This is a genomic window from Mucilaginibacter sp. GW821-FHT07G05, assembly GCF_059418565.1.
In genome coordinates this window covers 169,195-183,152 of the sequence record NZ_JBWKQC010000011.1, presented here as the reverse complement: position 1 = coordinate 183,152, position 13,958 = coordinate 169,195, and the positions used below count along the sequence as shown (strand labels likewise).

Sequence of the window (13,958 nt, the reverse complement as noted above, 5' to 3'; positions counted from 1 at the left end):
AGAGAAGTCAAGCCCGCCAGAGCCGATGGTACTGCGGTAAAACGTGGGAGAGTAGGTCGGTGCCCAATCTTAAACATACCCTCTATCTAATAGATAGAGGGTTTTGTTGTTTATAAGCGGGTTGTAGGTGGTGTGTTGTAAGTTGTAGGTTCCGGGAACTATTCCAACGCACAGACATCGAAGTAATACCTCTTACACACAACTCAAAACCTGCAACTCTTTCCATACAACTCACAACTTTCAACATACAACTAATCTCCCCGCTAAACCCGGGCGGAGCGGATAACGGCCTGGAGCTTAGGGCCTGTGCAATATGAGAATAGAACGGAGCTACCGTTAATAAGAACTGCCGGCACTGATTTTCCAATGAGCTTCCAATGGTCTTTATCCAAGTTTCGAAACCTCGATCCTGGCAACTCAAATCTCTTCTCACACAACTTTCAACTTAAAACCTACAACTTAACTTGCTTTCTTGTATTTAAAATCAAAACCTGTTTCCTGTAGTCTATAACTGCTTTATATTTCATCAGAATATCGCCGCCTAACACACCTAATACTTGTGGGTGGTTCATTTGCTCGTAGGCTATGTTTATGGTGGATAGGTCGAGCACGGCTACTTCAAATTGGGCTATATTGACTTCGCCAATGGTTAGGCTGCCAATGATGGCTGTGAACGATTCCATGGTGTTTGTGCCAAGGCCTGTGGATAACTTATCGGTAGAAGAGATCAAGGCTTCTTCGTTGGCTGCGGAGAGCATAGTTTTGTCGAAAGCGGTCTTTGATGCGCCTGTATCTAAAACCAGTTTAAAGGGCTTCCCAAATAGGGTTACGTCGAGCAAAGGGTGAAAGCCATCATCGTGCAGATCGATAATTTGAAGTGGTATAGTAAAACGCATGAGGTAGAATTATGTGGCAGCAAAAATGTGAAATACAATCAGTATTAAATAATGCAGGCCATTAAAATGTGTTATTAAAAGAAAAGACCGGACGAATATGTTATTCGCACGGTCTTTTATTTTATTGATTTGAAGGATAATCAACTAATCAACTAATCATCCTTTCAGCAAGCATTAAAACGGATAACCTATTGCAAGGTTAAATATAAGGTTCTGTTTACGCCATGTGCTGTTGCCAAAATCAATTTTGTCAATCACCCAGCGCTGACCATCAGGCAGCCACGGTTTGCGGATAGGAAAGCCCAAATCGGTACGTAATACCAATACGGTTACATCAAAACGTAAACCTACACCCGCATCTACCGCGAACTGTTTCAGGAAGTCTTTAGTAAAAGTGCCACCGGGTTGTGATCCATTAGAACGCATCAGCCAGATATTACCGGCATCAAGGAACAACGCCCCACGTACTATGCTGAATAATTTAGGGCGATATTCAAGATTGGCTTCAATTTTTATATCGCCTGATTGATCGGGCAGGAAGTTTATTGCATCGCCATTATTACCCGCATAATAACTACCCGGACCAATTGAACGCGCCCTAAAGCCTCTTAAGCTGTTTGAACCGCCTATAAAGAACTGCTGGCTATAAGGCATTACCGTAGAGTTACCAAATGGCAAGCCCACGCCTACGATAAGTCTGCTGGCTATGTTGCTATTTGGCCCTGTTTTGTGATAAAACCTTAACTCGTTTTCAAATTTAACAAATTGGTTAAATGGTGCACCAAACAAGCTGCGAACCTTGCCACCCAAAGTATCGGCACCGGTAACCAAACCGTACAAGGCGGCAGAAAGACTTACACGGCCATTATAATAAATAGTATTAGTGCGATAATCTTCGGTAGTATTGGTATAAGTGTAACCATAGCTTGGGCCGAAGGTAAATTGCTTATCTATCACATGTTTTAGTGCCGGATTGTTTGAAGTATCAATTCCTCTCTGGTATTCTTCAGATACATTGGTTGGTTTAACAAACATGATGTTGGTTAAATTCAACTCGTGTGTTTTGTGCGCGTTCTCTTTCCACTCGTAACCGAAAGAACCTGTATAGGAGTTAAGCGTATACAACTTTGTACGATTGATGAGCGTAAAACCAAGGGTAAGATTGGTGTGCGGGATATAAGCGTTATCTGACCGTATATTGAAAGGCGCTATAAACCTTGGCCACGACAGGCGTGTTTGTCCACCCACCTGGTATACATTATAACCACCGTTTTGGCCTGATACCTGCACATCGGTACTTCCGAACAATGTTACCGTTAATAGCTCGGCACCTTTAAAGGCATTGCGGTGTTTCCAGTTGAGGTTAATTTGTGAGCCCGTATAGTTTGCCGATGTGGTACGCCCCAATAATTCCACTTGTAAAGATTTACGCGGGAAAGGGGTAAGGAAATAGTAAATGTCCAATTTAGATGAGTCGGTTGATACATCTTCAAAACGGTTCTTTACAAATTTGTACGGACCTAAATTCACAAAACGGTTCAATGAGTTATTGTGATTGGTACGATTGTATACGTCGCCTGTTTGCAGTAATACGGTGTTTTTAAATGCAAACGGACGGATAGTTTTGCGCTTATCTACCACATTATACCAACGATATTTTACAGCCTGATCTAAATTGAGCGAGGTATCGCGGAGTGTATAATTGGGGTATACATAGATATTATTAATGGTATAAATGCGCCTGTCCCTGTCGCCGGTGGTGTTTTTAACGGCTACGAATATATCAACTTTGTGGTCGGCAATGGTGCTGTCCACCCGCATAATAATATCTTCGGGAGAAAAATAGAAGAAACCTTTCTCTTTCAAACGTGCGTCAATACGCAAACGTTCGGTTTTGATCACATCTAAATCGTAATTGTCACCGGGTTTTAGTATACTTTGTTTGGCGGTGCCTGCAATGGCAGTATCCAAATTTTCCGTACCTGTAGGGAATATCACATTCCTGATCTTATAACCCGGGCCGGTTTTGGCAGTGTATTCAACACGTGCGGTTTTATTGGTAGTAATGGTATCGCCGCTCACCAGTGCCTGGAAATAGCTTTTATTTTGTAGACGGTTTTGCAGTATTTCGCTGTTTTTCTCCATGTTTACAGCACTGATCAATACAGGGGGCTCACCAAATTTCGTGTTCAGCCAGTGTTTAAAGCCCGATTTCTTAGTGGTTCTGGTTTTATTATAGATATAAAGCTTTATCCGCATACCTAATAACGACGAATTAGGTTTAGGGCGAAGCAGTGTGGTGAGATCGGTTTTCAGCGCGCTTGCCTCGCTCTTTTTAATATCCTTGTCCTCAATTTTTACCTTGGCGCCCGTGTACAGTTTTTGCCCCGGCTGCAGGTATTTGGTATTGCTGCAGGCGTTTAACAGTATCGTCAGAAATAATAAATATCTTAAATTTTTAATCATGGGTTTAGTTTGAGGTTTGTGCCTTTTTCTGTTCTTCCTGTTGCTGCTCTGTTTGTTCGTCTTTCTTCTCCAACGCCTTTTCCTGCGCTTTTTGTTCCTCTTCTTTTTGCTTTTGCTCCTGGCGATATTTGCGGCGCAGCGCTTTTTCTTCTTCGGTACGTTTACGGAATATTTCCTGGAAGCGGTTATAATCTACCGTTAACGAGAAGCCTAAGCCTGTTTCCACTATCTGGCCCTGAATTACCACAAACTCATCCTTACGGTAAGCACGCAGGGTATAACGACCATCTTTACTCAGCTTATAGTTAACCGAAACGTTACCGGCAATATTGGTAGCTTTTTGCCCGGCCTGGTTACCTTCGAGGTTAAAGTTATTACCAACGGATACCGTAAGCCTGTCGTTAAGGAAACGTTTGGATACCCCTACATTCAGATCGGTTCGGTTTTGTGCCGTGCCTGATGAATAGTCTTCGCCGGATGTTACACCAAAGTTAAGATCGACCCCTGTAATAAGATTACCCGCCAGGTTATTTAACTGATCGGTTAATAAACCGCTCACACTGTTACGTACAATACCTTCCACACCGGTACTGCCACCTTGGCTCTGCAACGGGTTATCGCCAATAAAGTGACCCAGTATCAGTACACCCAGCACTTGCTTATTCAGCTCGTTAGGATCCTGCCTTACCTGCGCCAATTTGGTAGTAACGTTATTGATCACCTCTTGCGATACCGAGTAATTGCTATCCGGCAGTGTAATATCAAAAGTGATCTGCGGTGTTAACAGCTGATCTTTCAGGTTAAGGTTAACATTGAAAGGAAGCTTTTGCTTGTACATCGTTTCACTTTGTGCATCAAGCTGACTGCTTACCAAATCAATAGGCGGCACATTGGCTACGTAGATAGCCGTAAGATCGATATTGGCACTGGTTGGGTCACCTGTCCAGGTGATGGTGCTGCCCGGTTTAAATTTGAAGTTACGCTTAACGGTAGCGTACGATAGATTGTACGAGCCATCGGCAACGGTGTAACTACCTGTAAGATTGATCTTGCCGCTTGGGTCGATAGCGCCATTCAAGCTGGCTTCGCCCCTCATGTGTACCACATCGCCATTGCGCTCATCTATCACAATGTGAAAATTAGCCTTTTTACTGATGTTGATCGTAGCAGATACATCCAACCCGGTAACGTCTGATTTTCGCAGCGAATCAAGTTGTTTGGCCAACAGGATAGAGTCCAGCTTTGGCGCGTCTTTATCAATAAATTCTACCACACCCTTACGGTCTTCTATGCTTGGGTCAACGGTTGGCAATACTACGGTAAGGTCGGTGGCGTCGTTCACAGTGATATTGGCATCCACCACCGGAGATGTCATCGTTCCTCGTATTTTGATGTTACTGTTCAGGAATAGTTTACCATAGTATAGCTTATTATCTTCGCGGGTAGAGTTGATCACCCTGAAATTATCAGTTCGGATATCCAGCCCGAAAGCATAGTCAGTATATTTTTTGGTATAAACCGATCCGCTTACCACCGCTTTGTTCCCGGTAGAATCTACCAGTGTAAAATCGTTGAAACGGATACCTTCGTTATTGAACGTGATACTCTCCTGCGGCATGGTAAAGTAGGAGTTGAGCATAGCCACGTTAAAGCCTACCTTATTAAAATTGATATCGCCCCTAACAGATGGCGCATCAGGAGTGCCCGTTATTTTGAGCGCGCCGGTAATGTTACCGCTGGCATTGCGCAGGCTGCCGAAGCTAAAGCCCTCAATGCTCTTCATACTCAGGTTTACGATGTTCAAGTCCATATCAAACCTGCTTGACGGCGCAGTGTAATACATACCTTTCAAATCAACCTGGTTGCCTTTGCCGGTGATGCTCACATTGGCCGCATAGGCATTGGCAGTTTGGTTATCTACCTTAATGGCAATGTTACCCACTGTATCGCCTTTAAAACTGAAATCGCCCACGTTTAAAGCGGCTGTAAATACCGGTGATTTTTGCAGGTTGCTGATGTTGGCCTCGCCGTTGATCACACCGCCTACCTGTAAGGAATCTTGCTTGGCCATTTTGGTTAATGCCTCTATCCTGAAGTTACGGAAGGTAACATCAATAGGGGCGTTCAATTGCTGAGGATTACTATTTACACTCAGCACTTGGTTGCTATTAGTCACGGTGAAATTACGCGCCATAATACCCTTTTCGCCGTAGAAGAGGGCATTGTCCGGGTTAACCGTCCATGGCAGGTAATCTAACAGAAGTCCATCGGGTACAAAGCTGAACTGGTACTGTTGCGGCAATACGCTCAATACACCCGCTATACGGAAACGTTCTTTCTTGGCGGCATCGCGCACCTGTAAACTGGTGGTCAGTTTATTATTTTGCAGGTTACCCGATACCGAAGTGTATAAAAGATCGACCGATGAGGATGCCTTTATTTCATCAACCGAGAGGTTATAGTTTAAAGCGTTATTGCCGGTATTAACCGCCAGTTTCATATTGTTAACGGTTTGGGTGCCGTACACCACTTTAGGTACCGATCCGTCTACCACTAACTCGCCTGCCTGGCTATTGAAACGACCGGTAAGGTTAACCGGGTCGAGGGTTTTTAGTTGCGGTACAAATTGTTCTACCAGCGGAGTCTTAACCAGGCGCACATCAAACCTGAATTGCTGTGGCGAATATTTCACTTTTTTAACCGGTGCCTTTGTTTTTACCGTAGTGGCAATAGCGGTATTAAAATACTTGCTGATCAAATCCTGCATGGCTGGGGCTATTTCGGTCAGTTTATATTTACCGGCCATGTGCGCGTTCAGCATGGGTGCTTTCAGGCGCAGGGTACTGCTATCGGCAGTGGCGGTTGATATAAGGCTAACGGTATCCAATTTGATGCGCTGCGCTTTTTGTATCACCAGCATATCGGTCAGCTGTATATTGGCATTCAAATAATCAGGGTCGGCAGTTGGTACATCGGCAATCAGCTTACCATGAAAGCGCATTGGGTCTTTCACAAAATGCAGGTTTTGCAGGTTGATGCTATCCACGAGTAAGGTAGCGCTTACAGCCGGGTATTTCTTGTTCATGTTGGCTTTAGCATCCAGACTGAAATTGATGTTCGGATCTTTCATAGTTGCCTTGGCTACGTATTTACCATTGCTGGCGCTGCCCTTCAAAACCAGGTTTTGGTAATTATACCCTTTTACATAAGCTTTATGTACGTTACCGTTGAATTGCAGGCTTGCATGTTTAGGATCGAGCCCGGCACCTTTAACGTTGGCCGACATAGTGATCATGCCCACCATTTGCGGTTGCTTGGTTAACGCGCCCACGTTAAGGTTATTGGCTTTAATATTGGCCGAATAGGTTTCGCTGCCTTTACGTTTGCCGCTCTTCATGGCCGCAGTAAGGTCGACCGCGCCATAGCTTGAGCGTAGGGCCATTTTGGTATTAAAGGTTTTCATGCTGCCTTTAAAAGTACCCTTCAGGTTAATATTGGCCGGGATGCTCACTGTTGGCGGTATCATGCTGGCATCAACCAATTTGTTAATATCGTTGCGGTTGGTGTTAAATTCTTTCAGGTTTACATCGAAGTACGATTTCTCTACATCAGGCAGGCCACGCATAGTAGCTGATGCCTTGATGCGGGTAGCGCTCAGGCCCAGTATTTCGAGGTCTTGTATCTTCAGGTTGTCTACCCGTCCTTTTACTTGTCCGTTAATGCGGAAAACGGCGTTCTGTACTTTTTTCAGCTGCGGCATGGTGGCCATGGCCGGCATCAGCAGGGTAACATCTTTTAAACCTAAACGGCTGCCATCTAAATCGGCATCCACACCTAAAGCACCAACATTTTTGCTGATGGCATCAATTGACGGATAGGTTACAGTTACTTCTTTTTGCAGTACGGTGTTAGGCGTTTCAACCAGCAGGTCTTTCAGCGAAGCACTTTTGGCTCCGTAAAAGAAATCGGTATGGAAAGTTTTAAGCTGGAAGCCACTTTTCTCGGTAAAGGTAATCGAGTTGATCTTTCCTGATGAGCTGTCGGGCGTGTAAACAATATCCTGTACATCAACATTCAAATCTTTGATGTTCATGTGGGCAGGATCTAAACCCTTGGCTATCGCTTTTTGCGCGTTATTATCAAACCTGATATTATTATTGGCCAGGCGCATCTTTTTAAGGCTTACCGCCCATGCCGATTTTTGCGGCGACGATACCAGCGTATCTATCTTTTTAACCGTTTTTACAGCCGCCTTGGCTACGGTTTGCGGTTTGGCAAAGGTGATGCCCGCGTTGGTATTATTAAGGTCGATATTTTCGATACCTATTTTTTGGTTTTTCAGATCAACCTGATCCATTTGTACCAGCAACTTACCCAGATCAACCTTGGCCGACATTTCCGCGCTGCTGTAATCAACTTTGATCTTCGAGATGTCGAACTCTCCAAGGTCGAGCGTCATGTTGAGTGGCTGGGTAGCTGTATCAACCGCCGCGGCCTGCGCTATTGATGAACCTACCGGCGTTTGAATGATCTTGGCGTTAACATCCGACAGGTTTACCTTCGGGATGGAGAATTTCATCTTATCCAGGTCGAACTCCTTAATACGGGTATCAAAGTGACCCAACAAAAATTTAACATCGTTGCCGGTAGTTACATCCTTATATTTAATATTGATCTTGTCCAGTATGATCTTATCAATCGAAAACTGCATGGAAGCGGTAGTATCGGTTGTTTGCGGCTCTTTCTTCTGTTCGCCGGCGAATGCTTTTATAATATAATCGAAATTGAAAAGACTATCGCGCCCTTTGCTGATATTGGCGGTAATGCCCTCCAGGTTGATCTCGTTTACCTCTACCTTATTCTTTAATAATTTCAGCAGGCTGATGTCAACTTTTAGTTTATCGCCGGCTATCAGGGTGTCTTTTTTCTGATCTTCAAAGTAAACATCCTCCAAAACTATCAGTTTTGGCAGACCTAAAGTGATATGGCCTATCTCTACTTTGGTATGTATCTTATTCTGTAAAAAAGTAACGGCTTTATTTTTTGCGAAATTTTGAACCGCGGGTACCTGTATTAAAATAACTACAAGCAGTATTAAAAAGATGACACTTGCAATTATCCAGAGAACCGTTTTGAGTGCTATACGTCCAAATTTTTTCAAAATTGTAATATTTATTAAGGTGAAGATGTAATTATGTACTAAACAGCAAACAGCATGCTAAAAGCCAACCAAATATATACTGCGGCGCATTAAAAGGCGTTTTTATAAAAACCATTACTCCTTTAAGGAGTATATACACTGTGCTGTTGTTTTTTCAACACACAACAAAGCCAAGTTGTTTTTTGATAACTTTGTATTTCTACCGTTTTTTATTGATTTGGAGTTGTTATGCCTGATTTTTCTCATTTACACGTTCATACCCAGTTTTCGTTACTTGATGGTGCTGCCGATATATCAAAGCTGTATAAAAAGGCCGCTGCCGATGGAATGAAAGCGCTTGCTATTACCGACCATGGTAACATGTTCGGGGCGTTTAAATTTGTGGCAGAGGCGGGTAAACACAATGTAAAACCTATTGTAGGCTGCGAGTTTTATGTGGTTGCAGACAGGCACGTAAAGCAGTTTACCAAAGAGAAAAAAGATAAGCGTTACCACCAGCTGATGCTGGCCAAAAACGCCGAAGGGTATAAGAACCTGATCAAACTATGCTCGTTAGGGTATATGGAGGGCCTTTACAGCAAATGGCCCCGTATTGATAAGGAGCTGATATTAAAATATCATAAAGGCATTATAGCAACTACCTGCTGCCTGGGCGCATCGGTGCCGCAGGCAATTTTACGTGATGGTGAAGCTGCTGCCGAAACGGAATTTAAATGGTGGCTTGATCTGTTCGGTGAGGATTTCTATATAGAAATGCAGCGCCACGATATCCCCGAACAAAATACCGTGAACGCGGTGCTGATGAAGTTTGCCAAAAAGTACAATGTGAAGGTGATCTGCTCAAACGATTCGCACTATGTGGATCAGCAGGACTCGAACGCCCACGATATTTTGCTTTGCGTAAACACCGGCGATTTACAAAGCACGCCGATCGCTACCGATGAAGAAGGTGGTAAGGGCTATCGTTTTGGTTTCACTAACGATCAGTTTTACTTTAAAACCCAGGCGGAAATGGGTAAGCTGTTTTCGGATATCCCGGAATCGCTTGATAATACCAACGAGATAGTTGATAAAGTGGATGTGCTTAAATTAAAGCGCGACATCCTGCTGCCTAACTACGTTATTCCGCCCGAATTTAAGATACATAGTGATATGACGCCCGACGCGGATACCCTGAACCAATGGGAGTATCTGAAGCACCTTACCTTTATGGGTGCTAAGGAGCGTTACCGGGATATTAGTCCGGAGGCCGAAGAGCGCATCAACTTTGAGCTGTTCACCATCCGTACCATGGGTTTTGCGGGTTACTTTTTAATTGTGGCCGACTTTATAAGGGCAGGCCGCGATATGGGCGTATTTATTGGCCCGGGCCGTGGATCGGCGGCGGGTTCGGTGGTGGCGTATTGCACAGGGATCACCAATATCGACCCGATGAAGTACAACCTCCTGTTCGAGCGTTTCCTGAATCCCGATCGTAAATCGATGCCCGATATTGATACCGACTTTGACGACTCCGGCCGTCAGCGGGTTATTGATTACGTGGTTGATAAATATGGCAAGAACCAGGTAGCACAGATCATCACTTACGGATCAATGGCTGCCCGTACCAGTATACAGGATGTGGGCAGGGTGCTGGATATGCCGCTATCAGACGTGAACGCGATGAAAAAGCTGGTACCCGATACTCTGGGTATCAACCTTAAAACAGCTATTGAGCAGGTGCCCGAACTGCAAGCCATTTACAAATCAACCGACCTGAAAGGTATCGTACTCCGCGAGGCCGAAAAACTGGAAGGATCGGTACGTAATACAGGTGTGCACGCGGCGGGTATCATCATTGCGCCTTATGACCTTACCGAGATTGTTCCGGTAGCTACCGCCAAAGACTCAGACCTGCTGGTTACCCAGTTCGACGGACGTGTAATTGAAGATGCCGGTGTAATTAAGATGGACTTTTTGGGTCTGAAAACCCTTACCATTATTAAGGATGCCCTGCGTATGATCAAACAGAACCATGGCATCGATATAGATATTGACTACATACCGCTCGACGACCAGAAAACCTTTGAGCTGTACCAACGAGGCGACACCAACGGCACGTTCCAGTTTGAAAGTGATGGTATGCAAATGTACCTGCGCGATCTGAAACCCGATAAGTTTGAGGATTTGATCGCCATGAACGCCCTTTACCGCCCGGGACCGATAGAGTATATCCCCAACTTTATTAAGCGTAAGCACGGGCTTGAACCTATTACCTTCGATTTACCGGATATGGAGGAGTACCTGGGCGAAACCTATGGTATTACCGTATACCAGGAGCAGGTGATGCTTCTGTCGCAAAAGCTGGCAGGCTTTAGTAAAGGTGATGCCGACGTTTTGCGTAAAGCGATGGGTAAAAAGCAAATTGAGGTACTGAATAAGATGGAATCGCAGTTTACCGAAGGGGCCATAGCCAAAGGGCACCCTAAAGATAAACTCACCAAAATATGGACCGACTGGAAGGCATTCGCCCAGTACGCGTTCAACAAATCGCACTCTACCTGTTACGCTTTTGTGGCCTATCAAACGGCTTATCTCAAAGCACATTACCCGTCGGAATACATGGCAGCGGTTTTAAATAACCAAAACAACATGGAGAAGATCACCTTCTTTATGGAAGAATGCCGCCGGATGAACGTACAGGTATTAGGCCCGGATATTAATGAGTCGGACATGGCCTTCGCGGTAAACAAAAGGGGACAGGTTCGTTTCGGTTTAACCGGTGTAAAAGGCGTGGGCGATAAGGCGGTTGAAAGTATTATTGAAGAACGTAACGAACGTGGCCCTTATAAATCGGTATATGATTTCGCGCAGCGCTCTAACGTGCGCAGTGTTAACCGTAAATCGTACGAGAATTTGGTATATGGCGGAGCTTTTGATGAGTTCGGCTATAAACGCGCGCAGTTCTTCGCCAAAACCGAGAATGGTATTTTGAGCGGCATTGAGCGCCTAACCAAATATGCCAACGATTACCAGAATACCCAAAACAGTTCACAATCATCATTATTTGGCAGCGGTGTAGCCTCGTACATCCCCGAACCGGCCATGCCCGATGTGGAAGAATGGCCGCTTATTGAAAAACTGAAATACGAAAAAGAGGTAATTGGTATTTATCTTACCGGCCACCCGCTGGATAACTATAAACTGGAACTGGAGAAGTTTTGCAATACCACGGTTTCCGAACTGAAGATCATGCAAAAGGCCCGTTCAGGCGAGGGCGGCGATGATATTGCCGTGGCTTTTGCCAACCTGCGTCGTAAGGGTGAGATTTGCATTGGCGGATTGATGGCCAACGTACAGCACAAAACCACCAAAACCGGTAAGCCTTTCGGTACTTTTGTAATTGAAGATTATAACGATTCGTACGAGTTCGCGCTGTTTGGCGACGATTATATAAAATTCCGCAACCTGCTTGGCGATGGCTATTTTATGCACATCAAGGGTAACATCGAAGAAAAATTTAGGCAAAAAGATAACTGGGATTTGCGTATTATGGTAATGAGCTTATTATCAGAAATGCGGGATAAGTTCACCAAATCGCTCACTGTATGCCTCGACCTGAGTATGCTTACTACCGACTTGTTCGACAAGCTGCAAAAATTGATAGACGATAACAGCCAGCGTTACCCGGTAAAGAACTGCGTACTCAAATTCATGATCAAAGACCGCGAAGAATCTATGCTGGTAGAACTCCCCTCAAAAAGTATCCGCGTTAACCCCGGCGATGATTTGATGGAAGAAATCTTCGCATTAACGAATGTGAAACCGGTGTTGATGTAAAGGGCCTTATAGCTGTGAGCTTTGACAACTTTTTAAAAGTTGTCAAAGCTGCTTTTAATATTCAACCTATGGTCGGTTTTAGAATTTCGTCATTACGAACGTAGTGAAGTAATCCCCTTTTCTCCTTCACTTCATTGCGAGGAATTTTAATTCTTTTGGACTTTGAAGGTGAAATGACGATGGCTCACAACCACTCTCCACTGTCATGCTGAGGAACGAAGCATCTATCGAAGATAAGCATAGCGAAGAAGATTCTTCAAACGTTCAGAATGACAGGTTTTTTTAACACGACATGGGTGGGTACGAAGCAATCACTTCGCTTCTATACGCCTTTTATGTTAGGACAGTGCTGTAATTAACATTAGTCTGCTCTTGGGCGCAGTGCCCTATTACTTTTGAGGGCGAAAGTAACAAAACCCTTGTCCAGCAAAAGGCTTCTTTGCCGCACATGGCCAATGCCCTGCAAAACGTGCAGAACTTAGGGCTGGAACTTTTGCCCCAACGCGCTGTCCCTTCCCACATGCAACAAGTTCACTATGCCCGCCTTTGCGCTCATGGCCTCCAAAGTTCTGCCCCTTTTACGCCCGAAGCTCTTTGCTGACGGTTAGAATGATTGGTATAGTAGCCCGTCCTATACCACCTGACTCCTCACTTCCAGCGGCGATAGCGTCGTCTGCTTCTTGAAGAAATTGGAAAAATGCGATAGCTGTTCAAAGCCCAGGCTGTAAGCAATTTCAGAGATATTCCAGTCGGTTTGTTTGAGGAGGATTTTGGCTTCCTGTATCAGGCGGCTGGCGATGTGTTCGGTGGTGGTTCTGCCGGTGCTTTCTTTTAATACCTTGTTGAGGTGGTTGCTATGTACGGCAAGGCGATCAGCATAATCTTTAGCGGTACGTAAAATCACCTTTTGCTCCGGCGATGCTATCGGGAACTGCCTTTCCAGTAACTCAATAAATAATGATGATACCCTTGCCGACGCGTTATGCGTTTGGTTATAGGTAGCCAGCGGTTGCAGCTTTTGCCCGTAATGAATCAGTTCTATAACATAATTACGGATCAGATCGTACTTGTATAAATAGGTAGAAGCTATTTCCTGCTGTATCTTTTTAAACATCATTTCCAGCTCGTCGGCCTGCTCATTGCTTAGCTCAAAAATAGGGTAGCCGCCGGGTTTAAATATCGGCAGGTCATCCAGCACCACACCACTTTTTGATTGCACCAAAAATTCATCCGTGAAAATGCAGAAGTAACCGCCCTGCTCAAAATCTTGCGGTAGCCAGTGGTAAGGTATTTTGGGCGTAGCAAATACCAGCGCGTTCTTTTCGATGTTGATCACCTTATCGGCATACTCGGCAATATTACGGCCGCGTACCAGGCTTATTTTATAATAAGCACGGCGGTTATAAGGCATTTTGGTAGCGCCCGGTTTAAACTTGGCCATCAGGTCATCTAACGAGAATATGTTGAAGTGCCCTATCTCCTTATTGATACCCGCGGGCAGCAGCGTCTCCACACTATCCTCCCCGAAGGATGATATATCCTTATAAAAATCATTCAGTGTTATATCCGGCATAGTATCATTTGATTTGGTTAAACAAATTTAGCTAAACCGTTTG

The 13,958-nt window shown here is 44.6% G+C and carries 5 protein-coding genes; 1 reads left to right on the top strand and 4 read right to left on the bottom strand.

All coding sequences use genetic code 11. The features are described from left to right. Positions 1-452: 452 nt before the first annotated feature. The 3 genes from AC07NA_RS23215 to AC07NA_RS23205 form a co-directional block, all read right to left on the bottom strand. A complete protein-coding gene (locus tag AC07NA_RS23215) occupies positions 453-896 on the bottom strand; it encodes an aspartyl protease family protein (RefSeq protein WP_494900162.1) in 444 nt (147 codons plus the stop codon). Positions 897-1,070: 174 nt separating this feature from the next. Continuing rightward, a complete protein-coding gene (gene tamL, locus AC07NA_RS23210; protein WP_494900160.1) occupies positions 1,071-3,362 on the bottom strand; it encodes a translocation and assembly module lipoprotein TamL in 2,292 nt (763 codons plus the stop codon). 4 nt (positions 3,363-3,366) lie between these two features. Then, the gene (locus AC07NA_RS23205; protein ID WP_494900158.1) at positions 3,367-8,523 is read right to left on the bottom strand and encodes a translocation/assembly module TamB domain-containing protein; all 5,157 of its coding nucleotides are present in this window, start codon (positions 8,521-8,523) and stop codon (positions 3,367-3,369) included. A 228-nt stretch (positions 8,524-8,751) separates the two neighbouring features. Between AC07NA_RS23205 and dnaE the strand changes: the two genes are divergently transcribed. Continuing rightward, positions 8,752-12,342 carry a DNA polymerase III subunit alpha gene (dnaE, locus tag AC07NA_RS23200; protein ID WP_345213543.1) on the top strand — a complete coding sequence of 1,197 codons (3,591 nt, stop codon included), beginning with the start codon at positions 8,752-8,754 and terminating at the stop codon, positions 12,340-12,342. A 631-nt stretch (positions 12,343-12,973) separates the two neighbouring features. On the opposite strand, the gene AC07NA_RS23195 is transcribed toward dnaE, so the two are convergent. Further along, positions 12,974-13,915 (bottom strand): helix-turn-helix domain-containing protein, encoded by a 942-nt coding sequence (locus AC07NA_RS23195; protein WP_345213544.1) that lies wholly within the window; start codon positions 13,913-13,915, stop codon positions 12,974-12,976. Positions 13,916-13,958: the final 43 nt, after the last annotated feature.

Coding starts and splice junctions, on each gene's coding strand:
- dnaE (WP_345213543.1), top strand. CDS start 8,752: ATGCCTGATTTTTCTCATTTACACGTTCATACCCAGTTTTCGTTACTT.
- AC07NA_RS23195 (WP_345213544.1), bottom strand. CDS start 13,915: ATGCCGGATATAACACTGAATGATTTTTATAAGGATATATCATCCTTC.
- AC07NA_RS23215 (WP_494900162.1), bottom strand. CDS start 896: ATGCGTTTTACTATACCACTTCAAATTATCGATCTGCACGATGATGGC.
- tamL (WP_494900160.1), bottom strand. CDS start 3,362: ATGATTAAAAATTTAAGATATTTATTATTTCTGACGATACTGTTAAAC.